This window comes from Ferruginibacter sp., from assembly GCF_031430955.1.
Taxonomy (GTDB): domain Bacteria; phylum Bacteroidota; class Bacteroidia; order Chitinophagales; family Chitinophagaceae; genus Ferruginibacter.
Genome location: NZ_JANPCM010000502.1, coordinates 1 through 19,743, shown reverse-complemented (window position 1 = coordinate 19,743; position 19,743 = coordinate 1). Strand labels below are relative to the sequence as shown.

At 37.8% G+C, this 19,743-nt stretch carries 13 protein-coding genes; 8 read left to right on the top strand and 5 right to left on the bottom strand.

The annotated features are described in order from the left end of the window. Positions 1-125: 125 nt before the first annotated feature. On the bottom strand, positions 126-1,046 hold the full coding sequence (locus ACY65O_RS13995) for a sugar phosphate isomerase/epimerase family protein (RefSeq protein WP_462221478.1): 921 nt from the start codon (positions 1,044-1,046) through the stop codon (positions 126-128). A gap of 132 nt (positions 1,047-1,178) precedes the next feature. After that, a complete protein-coding gene (locus ACY65O_RS13990; RefSeq protein WP_462221477.1) occupies positions 1,179-2,024 on the bottom strand; it encodes an aromatic ring-hydroxylating oxygenase subunit alpha in 846 nt (281 codons plus the stop codon). Positions 2,025-2,151: 127 nt separating this feature from the next. Between ACY65O_RS13990 and ACY65O_RS13985 the strand changes: the two genes are divergently transcribed. From ACY65O_RS13985 to bglX, 3 genes are read left to right on the top strand one after another with little or no spacing between them, the layout of a single operon-like run. Beyond that, entirely contained in the window at positions 2,152-2,814 is a 663-nt protein-coding gene (locus ACY65O_RS13985) for a GDSL-type esterase/lipase family protein (protein WP_462221476.1), read from the top strand. A gap of 9 nt (positions 2,815-2,823) precedes the next feature. After that, on the top strand, positions 2,824-4,809 hold the full coding sequence (locus ACY65O_RS13980; protein WP_462221475.1) for a glycoside hydrolase family 97 protein: 1,986 nt from the start codon (positions 2,824-2,826) through the stop codon (positions 4,807-4,809). A gap of 10 nt (positions 4,810-4,819) precedes the next feature. Beyond that, complete coding sequence (gene bglX, locus ACY65O_RS13975; protein ID WP_462221474.1) at positions 4,820-7,099, top strand: beta-glucosidase BglX; 2,280 nt, start codon at positions 4,820-4,822, stop codon at positions 7,097-7,099. A 419-nt stretch (positions 7,100-7,518) separates the two neighbouring features. On the opposite strand, the gene ACY65O_RS13970 is transcribed toward bglX, so the two are convergent. Continuing rightward, positions 7,519-8,271 (bottom strand): LytR/AlgR family response regulator transcription factor, encoded by a 753-nt coding sequence (locus ACY65O_RS13970; RefSeq protein ID WP_462221473.1) that lies wholly within the window; start codon positions 8,269-8,271, stop codon positions 7,519-7,521. Between the two features lie 285 nt (positions 8,272-8,556). Between ACY65O_RS13970 and ACY65O_RS13965 the strand changes: the two genes are divergently transcribed. Then, positions 8,557-12,108, top strand: a complete 3,552-nt coding sequence (locus ACY65O_RS13965; RefSeq protein ID WP_462221472.1) for a LamG-like jellyroll fold domain-containing protein — start codon at positions 8,557-8,559, stop codon at positions 12,106-12,108. Between the two features lie 67 nt (positions 12,109-12,175). Here the strand turns inward: ACY65O_RS13965 and ACY65O_RS13960 are convergent, their stop codons facing one another. Beyond that, a complete protein-coding gene (locus ACY65O_RS13960) occupies positions 12,176-13,228 on the bottom strand; it encodes a glycoside hydrolase family 18 protein (RefSeq protein WP_462221471.1) in 1,053 nt (350 codons plus the stop codon). Between the two features lie 108 nt (positions 13,229-13,336). Beyond that, entirely contained in the window at positions 13,337-16,492 is a 3,156-nt protein-coding gene (locus ACY65O_RS13955; protein ID WP_462221470.1) for a T9SS type A sorting domain-containing protein, read from the bottom strand. A 196-nt stretch (positions 16,493-16,688) separates the two neighbouring features. On the opposite strand from ACY65O_RS13955, the gene ACY65O_RS13950 reads away from it, so the two are divergent. The 4 genes from ACY65O_RS13950 to ACY65O_RS13935 all read left to right on the top strand — a co-directional run. After that, positions 16,689-17,348, top strand: coding sequence for a heme exporter protein CcmB (locus tag ACY65O_RS13950; RefSeq protein ID WP_462221469.1), 660 nt, complete (start codon positions 16,689-16,691; stop codon positions 17,346-17,348). Between the two features lie 348 nt (positions 17,349-17,696). Further along, entirely contained in the window at positions 17,697-18,401 is a 705-nt protein-coding gene (gene ccsA, locus ACY65O_RS13945) for a cytochrome c biogenesis protein CcsA (protein ID WP_462221468.1), read from the top strand. Beyond that, positions 18,391-18,621, top strand: a complete 231-nt coding sequence (locus ACY65O_RS13940) for a CcmD family protein (protein WP_462221467.1) — start codon at positions 18,391-18,393, stop codon at positions 18,619-18,621. The genes ccsA and ACY65O_RS13940 overlap by 11 nt, the downstream gene beginning before the upstream one ends. Before the next feature lie 146 nt (positions 18,622-18,767). After that, positions 18,768-19,743: Glu/Leu/Phe/Val family dehydrogenase (locus tag ACY65O_RS13935; protein WP_462221466.1), on the top strand; the 976-nt coding region annotated here is incomplete at its 3' end.

Below are 19,743 nucleotides of genomic sequence, written 5' to 3'. Positions count from 1 at the left end.
AACAGAAGCGAAGATTGCAGCGAACGGTTCGTGAGACACGAACCTGGGCGTTTGGATATGCCATTGAATGGAGCGTTGGCAATAAAGTTCCATCAGCAAACAAATGCCCCTAACAAAAAATACACTCAATATCCCCAATGTTTCATGATTTTAAAATCTTTTTTTACTGCTTGCAGTGGTGTTTTTTGCTGGTACGATTCCTGCTCTACAATAAACTCAGTGGTGCCGCCCATTTTTTTAAAGCCATCAATAATTTTTTTTATCGGCAGTAATCCTTCACCTAAAATAGTACTTTCATAATCTCCACCCATTTCGCCTTTGCCGCTAACTTTTACTTCATCTTTTACATGCATACTTGCAAACCTGCCGGGATATTTTTTTAAAACCTCCAGCGCCCTGCCACCTGCACCGTACATATTGCCAATATCAATTTGTTGTGTTACTAAAGCGGCATCAGTATTGTCTAAAATAATTTCATAAATAGTTTTGCCATTAAGGGAATTATTAAATTCAAAATCGTGGTTATGGTAACCAAATTTTAATCCCGATTTTTTACAGAGCTCACCGCATTTATTAAACACTTCTAAAAAACTAATTAAGCCATCGTAATTTTTACGCAGGCTTACATCAAGCCATGGGCTTATTACATGGCGCTGGCCTGCAATGGCAGCATCCTCGATGGTTTGTTTCCAGCTATCGGTAAAACTGTGGGTAGTTTTATCCCAGTGCTTATCGGCTAAAACGGTATGGCCACTGAGCATTTTTAAACCCATGCTTTCTAATATTTTTTTAAATTCAGCAGCGGAATAGCCATAAAATTTTCTGTCAGTATAATTGGCGTGCTCTACATTTTTATATCCAATTGCAGCAAGTTTTTTTAAAGTACCCAGTGGATCTTTTTTCATAGCATCACGTACAGAGTATAACTGTATCCCCAGGTTAATGCTGCCAGCGTTAGTGTCAGCAAAAATATATTTTGGTAAAAGCATTGTTGCTGTCAGCGACAGCGAACTGTTAGTAATAAATTTGCGCCTGGATAAATACATGATTGTATAAATTTTATTGTGATAAAAAATAATAACTAATTATACCTTCTCTTATTTTATAATAAATGTATGGATCGTTTTTATCTTACCTTGAAACAGAGAGCTTCAATGAGATAAATGTTTATAAAAAAATTATCCGACTTCTAATCCTATCCTCATCTCCTCCACACACCATTCCACAAAATTTATAACCAGGTCTTCTACCGGGGCGTAAGGGCCGGGGTGGTAACCATTGGTTTCTATTCTTCTAAAATTATTTTCGCAAAGTTGCCCGTCCTGTTCGCCGGTAATTTCCCAAAATTGCGTAAGGCGATCTTCTCTAAGGTTGGCACTAATTACTGCACTGCAATATTCAGGGTGTGCGCCGCCGCAATGATAATATTCTCTAAAGTTTTCGGCTACCAGTTTCCAGTTGGCTTTTAAAGTATAATTTTTTATGGCCACAACTTTTGCTTCATTAATTTTATAGGGTATCAGGTAAGGCGCTAAACTTTTTTTGATCAAAGAAAAATCAGGAGCATCTTCTGTAAGGCAAATAAATATCAAACCTTCCACCACCGCTGTATGCACCGAACGTAAATTAAATTTCTCTTTACAAAAATCATCGGGCATCATCCTTGCGTTTAATAAAGTGCCGTCTTTATCATATACCCATTGGTGATAAGGGCAAATTAATTTTGCTGCATTACCTTTTTGCTCCAAACAAATTGCAGAACCACGGTGTGCACAGGTGTTGTAATGGGCATACACTTCGCCTTTATTGCCACGAATAATTATGATGGCATCTTTTTGCAGGTTGTAAATAAAATAATCTCCAGGCCTGGGTATTTGTGCGGTGTTGCCTGCAAGGAGCCAGTTTTTTTGCCAGATATATTGCCATTCAAAATTTAATATTTCATCGCTGGTATAAAATGGTTGTGCTAAACTAAATGCCGGTTGATGACTGTTAAGTAATGCTGCAATTCCCAAATAATTCATGGCGATATTTTTGCTGTGGTAAATATACTTTTTAATTGATGCATTTTAATTTTTTTGTCAATAGAAAAGTAAAAAATAGTTGAATCATTTTAAATAGTTGTGATTAATTTTTTATACCTTTTGCATCATGAAAAAAATATATCAACACTGCGTTTTAATCATACTGTCACTATGCACTTACAGCATTGCTGCCGCACAACCTTTTTACGAAGATATACAGGCATTTAAAAAACAAGACTCTATTGCTCCTCCTCCAACGCAGGCCATTTTGTTTGTGGGCAGTTCTTCTTTTACCAAATGGACAGATGTACAAAATTATTTTCCACATTTTGCTATAGTCAATAGGGGATTTGGTGGTTCATCTATCTCTGATGTAATTAGGTATGCGGATGATATTATTTTTCCTTACAAGCCTAAACAAATTGTGATTTATTGTGGCGAAAATGATTTGGCTGGTGCTGATACAGTTACGGGTAAAATGGTGTACCAGCGATTTGTGCAGTTGTTTAATTTGATAAGAAATAAAATGCCCGGTGTGCCGGTGGCTTTTATCTCTTTAAAACCCAGCCCAAGCCGCTGGCAGTTGAAAGATAAAATGATTACTGCAAATGAGTTGATAAAAAAGTATCTCCGTACAAAAAAGAAAACCAATTTTATTGATGTGTACCACAAAATGCTTGCTGCTGATGGCACACCCATAAAAGAAATTTTTATAGAAGATAATTTACACATGAATGCAAAGGGTTACGCCATCTGGCAAAAAATTATTGCTCCATATTTAAAAAAATGATGATTGCTGATGGCTTTTAAAATAATTATTTGCGTTTGCTTATTATTTTTATCTTTCCAAACTATTGCTCAAAATAAAATTCAGTTAGTATCGCCTGATGGTAATATTGTTTTTACTTTAAGTTCCGATGAAAGCATTCCAGTTTATTCAATTGCTTATAAAAAAAATATCCTTATCCAAAATTCATCACTCATTCTTGATATTGAAGGAAAGGGATCATTACAAAAAGCTTTTATCAGCAAAACATCTGGTGGTACAGAAGTAAATGAAAATTATACATTAGCTGTGGGCAAAGCAAGCCTCGTAAACAATCATTACCGGCAAACAATAATTTCTTTACAGGATAAAATAAATAAAAACTACAGAGTTGATATTGACGTAAAGGTTTTTAATGATGGCCTTGCCTTCAGGTATTTATTTCCAAAACAAAATGGTAAAACATCATTTTCATTACTGGATGAAAAAACAGATTTCAAATTTACCGGGGATCCAATTATTAAAGCCTTACCACTTCCCAACTACACATCCTCACACGAAGGGTTTTATATTACAACTCCTTTAAGTAAATTACAGCAAGATACTTTGCTGGATATGCCAGCGCTGTTTCAATTTCCACATAAAATATTTATGGCCATTACAGAAGCAGCTTTATTAGATTATGCCGGTATGTATTTGATAAAAAGAAATGGAATATTGACAAGTGAATTATCTCCATCGGTCACCCCTTTAGGGGATGGGGGTATAAAAGTAAAAGCAATATTGCCGCATAAAAGTCCGTGGCGGGTATTTTTAATAAGCGATAGAATTGGAGCATTGATAGAATCCAATATCATCACCAGTTTAAATGAGCCTTCAAAAATTAAAGATGCCAGCTGGTTAAAACCCGGCACTACAACCTTCCCCTGGTGGAACGGCACCATAATTCCTGACAGTATTAAAGGCGGCAATAATTTTGAGACCAATAAATATTATATTGATTTTTGTGCTGCCAATAATATTAAATATCATACGGTGGTTGAGTATGGCGGGCACGAATGGTACATTAATGATGGCAGCGATTATCAGCCCGGAAAAAATTTCGATATTACAAAACCGGTAGATGGTTTAGATATGAAACAGATTTGTGATTATGCCAAATCAAAAAATGTAGGTGTACGGGTGTGGACACATTGGAAAGCCCTGTATCCAAAGCTGGACGAAGCGTTTAAAATTTTTGAAGAATGGGGGCTCAGCGGTATGATGGTAGATTTTATGGACCGGGACGACCAGGAAATGGTAAATATTCAAACAGAAATTTTAGAAAAAGCGGCAGCACATCATTTGCATATACAGTTTCATGGGGCATACAAACCTACCGGGCTTAGCCGCACTTACCCCAATGAATTTACAAGAGAAGGCGTGATGAATTATGAATATGATAAGTGGGATAAATTAATAACCCCCAATCGTGATATTGATATTCCTTTTACAAGAATGCTTGCCGGTTCTACCGATTATCATTTGGGTGGCTTCAACGCTTTACCTGTTGAAAAATTTATTGCACAAAACAGTAAGCCTTATGTGATGGGCACCCGCTGCCACATGCTGGCCATGTATGTGGTGCTGGAAAATTACCAGGGAATGGTTTGCGATTATCCGGATGCCTACATTGGGCAACCGGGCTTTGAGGTATTGCAACACATGCCTGTTACCTGGGATGAAACAAAAGTACTGGCAGCCGAAGTTGGAAAATACATTTCCATAGCAAGAAGAAAAAAGGACAGCTGGTATATTGGAACAATTACTGACAGCAGTGCAAGAAAAATAAATATCAACCTTAATTTTTTACCTGCAGGTAAATATGTTGCTACCATGTACAGCGATGCTGCAGATGTTAAAGAAAATGCCAATCATCTTATCAAACAAAATATAATTGTTGATAAAAATAAAATTATACCACTATCATTAGCCTCAGGTGGTGGTAATATTGTAATATTGAAAAAGTTTAAAAAATAAAAACAGGAATATGAAAAGTAAATACATGCTGGTTGCAGCAATTTTAATTACACAATTTGCAACCGCACAAAATAATGATGCAAAAATGAAACCTTTCATTGATGCATTGATGAAAAAAATGACACTGGTTGAAAAATTAGGTCAGTTGAATTTGCCGGGCAGCGGCGATATTGTTACCGGCCAGGCCAGCAGCAGCGATATTGGCAAAAAAATTAAAGAAGGAAAAGTAGGAGGTTTGTTCAATATTAAATCAGTTGCAAAAATTAAAGCCGTACAAAAAGTGGCGGTGGAAGAAAGCCGTTTAAAAATTCCGATGATATTTGGTATGGATGTCATTCATGGTTATCAAACCACTTTTCCTATTCCATTGGCATTATCATGTACGTGGAATATGCAGGCGATAGAACAAAGTGCACGGATAGCCGCAGTTGAAGCAAGTGCCGATGGTATCAACTGGACATTTTCTCCGATGGTGGATATTGCCCGTGACCCACGCTGGGGACGCATTGCAGAAGGTAATGGCGAAGATGTTTACCTCGGCAGCCAGATTGCAAAAGCAATGGTAAAAGGTTACCAGGGCAATGATCTTACAAAAAATAATATCATCATGGCTTGTGTAAAACATTATGCTATGTATGGCGCTGCCGAAGCAGGAAGAGATTATAACACTACCGACATGAGCCACCAGCGTATGTACAACGAATACCTACCGCCCTACAAAGCCGCAGTGGATGCAGGAGCAGGAAGTGTGATGGCAAGTTTTAACGAAGTGGATGGCATACCGGCAACGGCCAGTAAATTTTTAATGACCGATGTGTTGCGCAAGCAATGGGGCTTTGTAGGTTTTGTGGTTACCGATTATACCGGCATAAATGAAATGATCGATCATGGTATGGGAGATCTGCAAACTGTTTCTGCACTGGCATTAAATGCAGGCATTCACATGGATATGGTTGGCGAAGGTTTATTAACCACCATTGAAAAATCTTTAAAAGAAAAAAAAGTTACCCTGCAGCAAATTGATAATGCCTGCAGGTTGGTGTTAGAAGCAAAATATAAACTGGGATTGTTTGATGACCCTTATAAATATTGTGACGAGAACAGGGCGAAGACAGAAATTTTTACTGCAGCAAATAGAAAAATAGCCAGAGAGATCGCAACAGAAAGTTTTGTGTTGTTAAAGAATCAAAATAATTTATTACCGTTAAAAAAATCTTCTACCATTGCATTAATTGGGCCATTGGCGAATACTAAAGAAAATATGCCGGGCACATGGGCAGTAGCAACCGATTATTCAACGCCCATTTCTTTACTGGCTGGGTTAAAAAATAAACTGGGTGCTAATGCCAATATTATTTATGCCAAGGGAAGTAATTTAGATGAAGACAGTGTGTTTGAAGAACGTGCCGGCATGTTTGGTAAAGAAACGTACAGAGATAAACGCAGTACAGAAATTATTTTAGCCGAAGCTTTGGAAGCAGCAAATAAAGCTGATGTAATTGTTGCCGCATTGGGAGAAAGTGCAGAGATGAGTGGCGAAAGCAGCAGCCGCAGCGATATCAGTATTCCAAAATCACAACAGGATTTATTGAAAGCCTTATTAAAAACAGGCAAGCCTGTGGTATTAGTTTTATTTGCAGGCCGGCCAATGACCATTAAATGGGAAAACGAAAATGTGCCTGCCATTTTAAATGTTTGGTTTGCCGGTACCGAAGCTGGCGATGCCATTGCAGATGTCTTATTTGGCGATGCCATTCCCTCAGGAAAATTAACTACAACATGGCCGCAAAATATAGGACAGGTGCCTTTGTTTTACAATCATAAAAATACAGGCCGTCCATTAGAAGATGGCAAGTGGTTTCAAAAATTCCGCAGTAATTATTTAGATGTGAGCAACGATCCGGTGTATCCTTTTGGTTACGGATTAAGCTATACCAATTTTAATTACAGCGATATCAAATTAAGCACCACAGCATTAAAAGGTAATCAAACCTTAACCGCTTCCGTTACTTTAACCAATGCAGGAAAATACGATGGCTCAGAAGTGGTGCAGTTATACATTCGTGATGTGGTAGGCAGTGTAACCCGGCCTGTAAAAGAATTAAAAGGGTTTCAAAAAATTATGTTGAAGGCAGGAGAAACAAAAACGATTACATTTAATATTACACCCAACGATTTAAAATTTTATAACTACGATTTAAAATACGATTGGGAAGCAGGAGATTTTGAAATAATGATCGGTGGCAATTCAAGAGATGTAAAAAAAAGAAAAGTGAATTGGAGTAAATAGTTTTTTGGGCCAGGCGGCAGGAATGTTATCGGCTGCGGTGGTCTGGCCTAAGGCGAGACACTCTTGTGCAGTATAACTTTATTGAGCTTTCATGATGTTTTACTTTTGATTCTTTATACTGTCAGTCTGTGGCACTAATAAAAGAAAAATTTAAACTCTTTGCAAATGACAGTAAGAAAAGAAATTCTCAGCTTCGCTGCGAAAAATGGTTGCCACTAAGGCACGAAGTAGGAAAAAAGCTTTGCTTTTTTCCTACTTCGTGTGGCTAAAATCAATTTTTGTAAAAAAAATTATTCATCAACCTTTTAAAATACCCGTCATTATCAGCTTGTAGAAGGCGGGTTAACTAATGGTACCAGTTTCTATAACTTCAACCTGTCAAATTTAATAAAACAGATTTAATTTCTGATCTTCATAACTTATCTTGAAAAAACTTTTTTATTTATCACATCTAATAAGTTTGCTTTGTATGCAGCACCAACAGGGATAATTTCTCCACCAATTAATTTTATTTCACCTTCAGCAGTAATTGCAGTAATGTGGTGCAGGTTTATAATAAATTGTTTATGTACCCTCATAAACTGTTCGGCAGGCAATTGCTCTTCCATATTTTTAAGGCTTACCAATGTAATATGTTTTTTTTGCTGCAGCATTTGCAACCGGCTGAAGTTACCCATGCTTTCTATAAAAACTAAGTCGCCGGTATTTATTTTGGTGTAGCCGTTATCTTCTCGTATAAAAAAATAGTTGCTGGTATTTACAGGCGCAGTGGAATTATCTGTAGTATTATTTAAAACACTTTTTTTCAGTTCAATATATTCAATGGCTTTGTTAGTGGCTTTTATTAACCTGGCAAGGCTAACCGGTTTTACAATAAAATCAATTACATCAAGATGGTAACTTTCTGCTGCATGCTCGGCATACGAGCTTATGAAAATAAAAACAGGAGCGTTCTGCAGGGTTTGTATCAATTCTAACCCGGATAAATCAGGCATGTCAATATCACTAAAAACAATATCAATCGCAGTACTCTTTATTACAGCTGTTGCTTCTAATCCATCGTTACATACGGCAGCAATTTGCAGGTTGTCAATTTTGCCCACATACATTTCCACTGCATCCCGGTCTATTATGTTATCATCAGCAATAAGGCACTTGTAGGTTTTTTGCATAGTCAGTTCAAAATTAAGTGATTTAAATAAAGAGTAATTACAACATTCATTCTTTTCCACCAAATCGGGCTATTGATAAACTTTTAATACCCTTTCATCAACTAACGAATATTACGCTCACTAAGATTGGCATCTTTATCCCATTATTTAATAAAAATGGAATCGAAAAAATTTGTTCAGTAAAAATCCATATCGCAACAATTAAAACTATCTGTAAATAAATACTTATTTAAAAAGAGGTCTTTCTCTTAAATATTTACTCAAAAATCCAAACTAAAAAAACACATGAAAAAGTCATTTACCTTTTTATTTCTCCTAACCACATTATTATCTTCTGCACAAAGCTGGGTAAACACTGGCACTGCAGGCTTCTCTGCCGGTGGCAGTAACTTTACCTGTATAGCAACCGATGGTACTACACCCTATGTTTTCTTTTTAGACCAGGGAAATGGCTTTAAAGGATCTGTAATGAAATTTAATGGCACAGCTTGGGTGTATGTTGGCACTCCGGGTTTTACAGCAAACCAGGTTCCATACAGTTATATAACCATGGATGGCAGCACTCCTTATGTGGCCTATCGGGATGCAGGTAACGGCAATAAGGCAACTGTAATGAAATTTAATGGCACCAGTTGGGTAAGCATAGGGCCAGTAGGTTTTACTGCCGGCCAGGCCGATGATATATGCTTAACCATAAATAGTGGTACTCCATACATAGCATACAGAGATTACAGCAATGCTCAAAAAACTACAGTAATGAAATTTGATGGTACCAATTGGGTAGCCGTTGGTGCAGTCGGTTTATCTGCAGGAGCAGCTTACAACAACAGCCTTGTATTTGATGGCACTACGCCTTATGTTGGTTATTACGATAATACTTTGGCAGGAAGAGCAACCGTTAAAAAATTTGATGGTACTAACTGGATAGCAGTTGGTGCTGCAGGCTTTTCGGCTGGTGGTGCCGGTTGGATCAATATGGCATTTAGCGGAAGTACACTTCACATTGGGTATCAGGATGGGGCCAATGGTAATAAAACAACCGTTAAAAAATTTGATGGCACTAACTGGGTAACCGTTGGTATAGTAGGTTTTAGTACCGGCGCATCTCAATACAATAAATTAGCTTTTAACGGTACAACTCCTTACGTAGCTTACCAGGATATTACCAATGGCCAAAAAGCCAACGCAATGAAATTTGACGGTACTAACTGGGTAAACGTTGGTACTGCTGGTTTTTCTGCTGGCATTGCTGAATATACAGGCTTAGCATTTATTGGTAACACACCTTATGTGGTTTACAGGGATGCAGGTAATGCTCAAAAAGTTACAGTGATGCAGTTTAGTACTGTTGCTACGGGCTTAAATTTTGATGGGGGAAATGATTATATCAATTGTGGAAACAGCCCTGTCTTCAATCTTACTTCCTCTTTATCTGTAGAAGCATGGATTAAAAGAAGTGTTTCGGGTACCGATGACTGTATAATTGGCAAAGATGTATTTGCTAATGGAACTGGTTATGCTTTCTGGGTTTATCAAAACAATAAATTAACGTTGCGTTTCAGCAACAGGGAATACATCGGCACAGCTTCAATACCGCTTAACACATGGACCCATGTAGCGGCTACTTATAACGCTTCAACCAACACCTTAAGGCTTTATATCAATGGCATATTGGATGCTTCATTTACTGGTGTTGCTGTACCGGTTTCTAACACCTCCAATCTTTACATAGGAACACCACAGGATGCAGTGGCAAATCCTTCGTTTGCTTTTAGCGGATCTCTTGATGAGGTTCGTGTATGGGACAGGGAATTGGTGCAAAGCGAAATTCAAAGTAATATGAATTGCGAAATGAATCCTGCAGGGCAAACGGGTTTATTGGCTTTATACCAGTTTAACCAGGGATATGTTGGCGAAGCAAATGCTGTTGTAACAACCGCAACAGATGCAAGCGGCAATAACAATACAGGTACACTCACAAATTTTGCATTAACCGGCGCAACATCAAATTGGGCAATTGGTAATGCAACTGGTAATTGTAATCTTGCTGCAGGCGGAATAAATTTAGATGGGGTGGATGATAATATTAGTTTTACAACTACTCCTGTTTCCAACTCAGCCAATTTTACTTTTGAAAGCTGGGTATATTCAACCAGTGATGCCCAATATCAAACAATTTACGCAGAAGGTTACTCCGCATCTCTCAACCAGATGTTTTCCCTTACAAAACTAGCTGGCAGTAATACCGGCTTTGAGATAGTGTTGCGTAATGCAGGCAGTGTTGGCCTGGTAGTTGGTGTTACTAATGGTTATATTCCGATAAATACATGGACACATGTTGCATTTGAAAGAACTTCTGCTACCACAGCCAAACTATTTATTAATGGAGTAAATACAGATAATTTTGGTTTTAGCGATCCGGGAATAATATTAGTTGATGGAGCCAATTTAGGCGTTCGCAAAAGAAATACAACCAGTTTAGACGGTTATTTTTTAGGCACTATTGACGAAGTACGGATATGGAATAGAACATTATGCCAAAGTGAAATTCAAAACAATATGAGCGGCGCATTAAATACTGCTGTTCAAACAGGTTTAATTCGCTATTATAAATTAAACCAGGGATTTTTAAATTCAAATAATGCTGGTATTACAACAGCCAGAGACCATAGCGGCAATAATTTTACCGGCACACTCAATAATTTTGGATTAACTGCTGCCACTTCCAACTGGGCCGCAGGAAATGTAACAGGAACAAGCACTGTGTTTGCACCTGCAAGTTTAGCAGGCACAGCTGGTGGTGCACAGGTTTGTCAATCTGCAACTATACAATCCCCGGGTACAAATTATCTTGATGGAAGTTGTAATTTAATTGCCGCAGTTAATCCATCTGGCGCATCTCCATTAACGGGTACAGTAAATACCTGTGTAAAAATTGATGCATCGGTACAAACCTACAATACACAGCCTTATGTTCAGCGCCATTACGATATTACACCGGCAACCAATCCATCAACAGCCACAGGAACGGTTACCCTGTATTTTACACAGGCAGAATTTGATGCTTATAATGCGGTAAGAGGAACAAAGCCTGCATTGCCAACGTCCGCTGCAGATGCAACAGGTATTGCCCAATTAATTATTACACAATTTCATGGTACGGGTACAGCACCGGGTAACTATTCCGGGGCAAGCGAAGTAATTAACCCGGTTGATGCCAATATTGTTTTCAACAGTACCTTAAGCAGGTGGCAGGTAACATTTGATGTTAGCGGGTTTAGTGGTTTTTATGTGCATACCAACGGTATTAATGCAGCATTGCCATTAACCCTGGCAAGCTTTTCTGGTAAAAGTAATGGTATTATTAAATTGCTGCAATGGGTTACATCAAACGAAGTAAACCTAAAAGAATTTGTTGTAGAGAGAGGTAATAATATCAGCAACTTTAAAAGTATTGGTACGGTAGATGCAAAAGGTTTTGTAAACAATACCTACGATTTTACTGATACGTACAACAATGAAGCTGTTGTTTATTACAGGCTAAGGCTGGTAGATAATGATGGTAAATTTAGTTACAGTAACAGTATAAGCCTGTTTAATAAAGGGGATGGAACAGTAACTGTTTATCCAAACCCAATAAAAAATAAAGCTACGCTGCAAATTAATAACAGGAGCCTTATGAACACTGTTGCAAAAATTACAGATATCAACGGCAGGACAGTGCAAACATTCATCATAAAAAATAATTTTGAAGTTGTTGATATGAACATGTTGCCTGCAGGTGTGTATATGCTGCAAACAGCAAACGGGGGCAACAAAAAATTAATAAAAGAATAAGAAGACAGTAATCAAGTGGTAGTTGGCTTTAAAAAACCGTTACAGTAAAATGTTACGGTTTTTTATTTTAATAAGCCCTTCCCACGGTATCACACACCGCCTTCAGCAACGAATTATTATCATGTGCATCATGGCTTTTTTCCCATAGCATAATGCCATTGGCCGTTTGTTTTGCAAGGATAGCTTTCTTTTTTACAGTGGCCAGGCCATTATAATAAATAGTGTAATTGGTAAAACCGCCATTGGTAACTACTGCAGAATCGGATTGTGGGTTACCGCCTCTTGATAAAATATCGCTGTAGCTAAGTATGGTATTGGTTTGTGTAATGCCGCTTGGCCTGCCATAACCTGCAATCCCTAACACGGCTTTTGATGAAGGCATCCCTCTTGTGGTTAACCAGTAGTTTAAACTTACGGTTGCCAAAGTATAATCGCAATGTTGTTTGTATGGAACGGTGGTACTAAAATCATCATAGCTCATAATATTAAACCAATCTACATAATTGCCCTGCCACAATTCACTTTTAATGGCATCACGTATGCCACCTGAATATTTGCCTGCGGTGATAGCTGCAGTTAAATAGTATTTGCTTCCGGTGTGGCAACTGTCACTTAATTGTTTCATTAAAGCGGTGTACGTTAAATCGGTGCCATCGGCGGTGGTAGGAAATTCCCAATCCATATCCACACCATCCAGCCCATAAGTTCTTACTAAATTCATGGTTTGGGTTATTAAAGAAGTTCTTCCTGTTGCAGATGATGCCAGTGTTTTAAAATCTGCCGCTGCACCGTTGATGCTTAAAAATATTTTAGCATTGTTTGCTTTGGCTTTTGTTTTTACTTCCAGCAAATGTGTACTGTTACCTAAAACTAAATTACCCGAAGCATTAACTGTGGCAAAAGCATAATTAATAACATTGCACATTCTAAATTTTATATCAGGCACCGATGCTACAGTGCGGTAAGAAGGAAAATATCCCACCACATAAAAACCGAATGCCGGTGGCGGAGCAATAACAGTATTAACGGGTGGTGTTGGGGTTGTATCAGATTTTTTACAAGAGTAGGCAAGTGTAATTAACATACTTGCAAAAAAAAGATAGCGCAGTTGTTTGGTCATAGTTTTAGAATAAGGTTATGAAGATAATAAAAATACAGCAAGATAAAAATAGCTGCAAAAAAAAGGGCTGCCTTAACCGGCAACCCTTTTAAATTTAATTTATTTTTTTCATTCTTTAATAAACTTGCTGGTAATTTCCTTACCATCATTATTTACTTTAATTAAATAAACACCTTTGGCCAGTTTACTGATATCAATTGCCTGCGGATTGCGGATGATATTTTTTGTTATCACTACTTTGCCGCCTGCATCAGTAATTTGTAAACTTGCTTTAGGGCTTAAAGCCCCCAGCACACTTACATTTAAAACATTGCTTACCGGGTTGGGATATACTTTAACTATGCTACCGGCATTCGTCAAAGCTTCTGGTTTAGAAGCGGTACCCAACTGTACTTTTAAAGTATAGCAGGTAGTAGCGCTGTTAGCACCATTGTAACCATAAACTTGTGCGTAATAAGTACCAGTAGCTGCAGTGTAATTAATTGTTTCACTTGTTGTACTTCCGTTTTGAGAAATGCCAACCTGTGTACCTGCACTGTTCAAAAGTTTTAAATCATAGTCACCTGGCAAAGTGCCTAGAGTGACAGTGATGGTGCCGCCAGTTGTAATTACAAATTTATAATTATCAATATCACCTGCTGGGCTAATCAAGCCCGTTACATTGGTGTTAAATGGAATTGTTGCTGCACCTGCAGTTGTACCATTAGTTGAATTGTCCAATGCACTTGCACAACCTGTAACAACCGTCGCCGTTGCTTTTATTGTATAACATGTTGCACTGTTTGCTCCACTGTAACCAAACACTTTTATATAATAAGTACCTGCTGCCTGGTTGGTTAGCGAAACTGTTTCAGTTGCAGTAGAACCTGTGCCTGCTCCAATTTGTGTACCTGCACTGTTCAAGATGGTCATATCATAATCTACACCGGATGGTCCAACAAGATTGTACACGATACCGGCAGTAGCTGTTGTAGTAATTTTAAAATAATCAATATCTGCAGTTGTAGTAATTGCAGCAGAATTAGTAACGCCAGAACTTATTGCAGCAGCAGCAGCCTGTGTTTCGTTTGGTTCAAATGCAGTACCGCAAACAGATGCAGCAGTTGTTGTAAACTGCGCCTGTGTATAAGTACTGCTTAAACCCACAGCAGTACAATTTGCCCTTACTCTCCAATCGTATAATGAAGATGCAGTTAAACCACTTAATGCAACAGAAGTAGAAGTTGTTGCTGTTGCAGCGTTGGTCCATGTTGTTGATGGATTTAATTTATAATCCACATCGTAATTAGCTGCGCCGCTTACGGCAGTAAAGCTAACTGTTGCACTGCTCGATGAAACACCTGAAGAAGTTAATCCGGTTGGTGCGTTACAAGTTGCAGGAGCAGTAGTTGTAAACTGTGCACTAATATAATTTCCGCTTCCACCACTGCAGGTTGCCCTTACTCTCCAATCGTAAACTGTACTCTGGGTTAAACCGGTAATATTTACAGAAGTTGAAGCTGTTGCAGTTGCTGCATTTGTCCATGTTGTTGCTGAAGTTAATTTATAATCCACATCATAGCTTACTGCACTTGCCACAGCAGCCCAGCTAACGGTAGCGGATGTGTTGGTAATTGCAGATGAAGTTAAACCCGTTGGATCGCCGCAGAGTGTGGGTGTACAATTATCTAAAGTAAATGAAGCAATTCTTGTACTCCAGGCCGATGCTGGATTGTATTCGCAGGTAAACCAAAAACGGACACCATCAGGGTCGGCTACCAACTGGTTGTAATCACCATAACGTGTGCTTGCGTTGGCGGCAGAGCCTGCTATGATAACACTTTCAGCATAAGTCATTGAATTAAGGGCATCACAACTTTTTCTACCTGTATATCTTGCACCGGGAAAAGTTGTTGTGCTTGCAGAAACATTGTATGCCAAACCGATATTTCCTGCAGCATCGTAACATATAGCAGGCATCCATCTGTGAGTAGCATCAGGGCTATAAGTGCTTTGCTGGTTAACACTCCAGTTGCCGGATGTTTTAGTTAACTCATACCAGCGCACTCCCGAAATATTGGTTCCTTTATCCACCACATGTGTTAAAACTATACCTTCAAAAGTTCCAAAATTTCTATAAATAGGTTGATTCATTATTTTTTGATGCAAGGCTTCCACCTTTGTTGCTGTACCGGGCATGGCAATACATTGTCCCCTTGTAGCAGTGCATATATCCGACTTGTATGCAGTAACTGCCAATGAAGATTTTGTTATAACTGAAGATAAAGAAGGCGTTGTAAAATTTACTTTAAATTCAAACAAGCCAATACTGTCTGTTGCAGAACCACTCCATGCATTATCATTCATGTAAGCAATTAAACCGCCGGTTCCTGATGGAGGTAATGTCGTACCTTCTAAACAAACCGGGCTCATACTAAAATGTTTATTGGTGGTACCTAATGTAAATTTTTGCACTGTTGCTGTTGCATTACCTGCAATCATTTTTGCTCTGTCAAATGCATATACAGTAGAACCGGAATAAGTTGTTCCATTAGCAAAATCATTGGTAGTACCATAATAAGCATCTGTCCAAACCGAAAATTTTGGATAATCAGGAAAAGTTGTTCCTGTGCTAAAAAAATAAACATACCATGCACCTGTAGGATCGTTAGTTTGCGATACTGCAAAAGTTAATCCTTCGGTTGTTGTTTCCGCTTTATTATTAAATTCAGTTATCACATACCTGTCGGCAAGCTGATCGTATAAAGCAATTGGATCACCCAATCCACCTTTACCAGTAATAGCATCCATAAATTTTGTTGCTACAAGTACAGCTCCGGCTTTATTATAAATTTGCAGCAATGCACCCGATGAGCCGTTTATCATTTGTATAATATGATTTGGCCCCACACACATTGTTGGGTCAGGCGGATTTAACGGCTGATTACCAATGCCTGCAAAGTTGGAAGTAATAGCGTTATTAGGTGTAATGTTTCTTGTAAGATTAGGATAAATAGATTGTAAAGCGGGGTCTTTAGAAATTGATTTGCCAAAAGGAGCTTCGGCTCCTTCTTCAAAAGCTTCATCTTTTCCAATAATACCATCCATATCCCTTACCGTTACATCAGGGATAGCTTTGTCGGATGCTTTAAAATCTCTTAAAGGTTTTGTTACTTTAACAAGGTGCCCTGTTATTACAATGGGTGTTGAAGCGTTCGCATTCTGTTGTGCATTTATAATCTGCATACAAAAGAACGTGACCGCTAATAAAAGTAGTTTACGCATGTTAGTTTTTGTTTAGTTAAGAATAAACCCAAAGTAAATTAATTATTTCAAATTGCAAATAGTAGAAATACGGCGTAAAAAATACTGTGGATAACATTTACACTTAACTAACAACCGTTAGTACAACTGAAAAACCTTAAAAACCTCCACTAAAAATTTTACAAAGCTTTTTACCCAATGTTAGTAATTTGCACCAATGATTAAACGTATTTATGCCTTACTGCAAAAAGATGTGCTGCTGGAGTTCAGGCAGAAGCATACTTTTTATGGTATAGTTTTATACATCGCTTCTACTGTCTTTGTAATTTATTTATCTTTTCCTGATAAACCGGATGGCGCAACCTGGAACAGTTTGTTCTGGATAATTCAATTATTTATTTGTGTAAATGCTGTGGCCAAAAGTTTTTTACAGGAAGGTAAAGGCAGGATGCTGTATTTTTATTCTATAGCATCGCCGGTTGAATTTATTATCAGCAAAATAATTTATAATGTTTTATTAATGGTACTGATGAGCAGTATCAGTTTAGCTCTATTCTTTTTCTTTTTAACCAACCCGGTAAATAATACTTTACAATTTACGGGCATTGTAATTTTAGGCGGCATAAGTATTAGTTTGGTTTTTACATTAATGAGTGCCATTGCAGCAAAGGCACAGCAAAACGCTGCTTTAATTGCCATTATGGGGTTTCCTATTATTTTGCCTCAATTATTAATGCTGATGAAATTAAGTAAAGTGGCTTTTGCAGAAGTCTTCAGGGCGGGTGCTGTTATGCAGTTAAGTGCTTTAATAATTGGATTGGATGTGCTGGTAATTGCAATGGCGGTAGTGCTTTTTCCATATTTGTGGAAAGATTAGAATAAAACTCTGAGGTTTATGCAGATACTTTAAATCTAAATAGTTTTTGATAAACTAAGAAACTATTTGAATTAGTTTTAATTAAATACAGTTTGGCTAAAGCCGGTAGTATTTTCTTTGCATTACCACGCCTTTAAAGGCGTGGTAATGCAAATTGCGGTAAGCGGCTTTAGCCAAATAAATAAAAAATAAATAACTCAAACAGCTTCTACTACCATTTAAAATATTAATATTCTTCTCAAACATCACAGATTCTGTAAACGTAATAAAAATCAAAAAACTGCAAACTGAAAACTACAAACTGAAAACTCTGCCTTATCTTTGCGCCACTAAAAAATAATCTTCCTGTTGAAGAAAAGTTGGTGGAAAATATTATCCTTTGCTTTATTGATCTACACTGTAGTTGCAGGTTTTTTAGTCAGCGTTCCCGATCTGCCCATTATTCACCAGTCTATCCGCAATTTGTATTTTCATGTGTGCATGTGGTTTGCCATGATGATACTCTTTATCATTAGTTTTGTGTACAGCATTAAATATTTAAGCAACTCTAATTACCGCAACGATATTTATGCCCGCAATTTTGCAGCAGTGGGTGCATTTATGGGAATATTAGGTTATGCCACCGGAGCCATTTGGGCAAACTATACCTGGCTAACCGATCAAAGCCAAAGCCTGGGTAGTGTATTAAAAGAACCCAAATTGCTTGGTGCCGCTATTGCGTTATTAATTTATGGGGCTTACTTTGTATTGAGAGGAAGTTTTACTGATATGGATAAAAGAGCAAGGGTTAGTGCAGTGTATAATATTTTTGCATTCGTAATGCTGTTCCCCAGTATTTGGATTATACCAAGAATGGTGGGAAGTTTACATCCCGGAGCTCCGGGCAGCGACAGTGGTAACCCTGCATTAAATGCACAAAAAGATTTAGATGCAGGTATGCGGATGATTTTTTACCCGGCAGTTATTGGGTGGACTTTATTGGGTGTGTGGATTACTACTTTAAAAATACGCATACAATTATTAAAAGATAAAACATTGTTGAATGAAATATAGTCATTGGTCAACAGGCCTTAGAAAAATGTTGCTGCTATTTACTTTTTTATGCAGCAGTATCATTTCATTTGCACAAAACAATTCTTCATCAGAAGAACTGATGCGTAGCAACGGAAAAATTTATGTAGTGGTAGCAGTTTGCTTAACTATATTAACCGGCTTATTCATTTATGTTTTTTTAATAGATAGAAAAATAAGTAAAATAGAAAAAGAAAACTGATTTATCAGGCATAGATTTTTTTTGATTTTAAAAGATATGCTCCCCTTCAGCGGATGGGGGCAAAAAGATAATTAGACCGACTTGCCAGCCGGGTTTCTAAAAAAAAAATTTAAAACAACGATTGCAAAAATTAAACTAAACATTTTATGTCAGCAGAAACGCACTACAGTTTTTTTCAGAGCGTAGAAAAAAGCTTTGATAAAGCAGCAAAATTTACCACCTGGGATGCAGGATTGTTAGAACAGATCAAACAATGTAATTCTGTATTAAGAATGCATTTTCCTGTAAAGGTTAATGATAAGATAGAAGTAATAAAAGCTTACCGTGTGCAGCACAGCCACCACAAAGCACCCTGCAAAGGCGGTATCCGCTACAGCCCCGAAGTAAATTTGGATGAAGTAATGGCGCTTGCAGCATTGATGACTTTTAAATGTGCGATTGTAAACGTTCCGTTTGGCGGTGCCAAAGGTGGTATTACTATTGATCCTAAAAAATACAGCGTGTATGATCTGGAAAAAATTACCCGCCGCTATACAGCAGAATTAGTAAAGAAAAATTTTATTGGCCCGGGCATTGATGTACCTGCACCCGATTATGGAACAGGAGAAAGAGAGATGGCTTGGATAGTGGATACTTACACTTCTTTAAAACCCGGCGAAATTGATGCAGCCGGTTGTGTTACCGGTAAACCTGTTACGCAAGGCGGGGTACGTGGCCGTAAGGAAGCAACTGGTCTTGGCGTTTTCTTTGGAATACGTGAAGTATGCAACATGGAAGACCAAATGAAAAAATTAGGTTTATCTGTAGGCATTGAAGGAAAAAAAGTAGTGGTGCAGGGCTTGGGTAATGTGGGTTACCACAGCGCAAAATTTTTTAGAGAAGCAGGAGCAAAAGTAATTGCACTGGCAGAATATGAAGGTGCTATTATGAATGCTGATGGATTGAATGAAGAAGAAGTTTTTCAGCACCGTAAAAAAACGGGTTCTATTTTAAATTTTCCCGGCGCAACCAACCTTGCAAAAAATACAGATGCATTGGAACTGGAATGCGACATATTAATTCCGGCTGCATTAGAAAATGTTATTAATGGTGAAAATGCACCAAGGGTAAAAGCAAAAATTA

Coding starts and splice junctions, on each gene's coding strand:
- ACY65O_RS13995 (WP_462221478.1), bottom strand. CDS start 1,046: ATGTATTTATCCAGGCGCAAATTTATTACTAACAGTTCGCTGTCGCTG.
- ACY65O_RS13990 (WP_462221477.1), bottom strand. CDS start 2,024: ATGAATTATTTGGGAATTGCAGCATTACTTAACAGTCATCAACCGGCA.
- ACY65O_RS13985 (WP_462221476.1), top strand. CDS start 2,152: ATGAAAAAAATATATCAACACTGCGTTTTAATCATACTGTCACTATGC.
- ACY65O_RS13980 (WP_462221475.1), top strand. CDS start 2,824: ATGGCTTTTAAAATAATTATTTGCGTTTGCTTATTATTTTTATCTTTC.
- bglX (WP_462221474.1), top strand. CDS start 4,820: ATGAAAAGTAAATACATGCTGGTTGCAGCAATTTTAATTACACAATTT.
- ACY65O_RS13970 (WP_462221473.1), bottom strand. CDS start 8,271: ATGCAAAAAACCTACAAGTGCCTTATTGCTGATGATAACATAATAGAC.
- ACY65O_RS13965 (WP_462221472.1), top strand. CDS start 8,557: ATGAAAAAGTCATTTACCTTTTTATTTCTCCTAACCACATTATTATCT.
- ACY65O_RS13960 (WP_462221471.1), bottom strand. CDS start 13,228: ATGACCAAACAACTGCGCTATCTTTTTTTTGCAAGTATGTTAATTACA.
- ACY65O_RS13955 (WP_462221470.1), bottom strand. CDS start 16,492: ATGCGTAAACTACTTTTATTAGCGGTCACGTTCTTTTGTATGCAGATT.
- ACY65O_RS13950 (WP_462221469.1), top strand. CDS start 16,689: ATGATTAAACGTATTTATGCCTTACTGCAAAAAGATGTGCTGCTGGAG.
- ACY65O_RS13940 (WP_462221467.1), top strand. CDS start 18,391: ATGAAATATAGTCATTGGTCAACAGGCCTTAGAAAAATGTTGCTGCTA.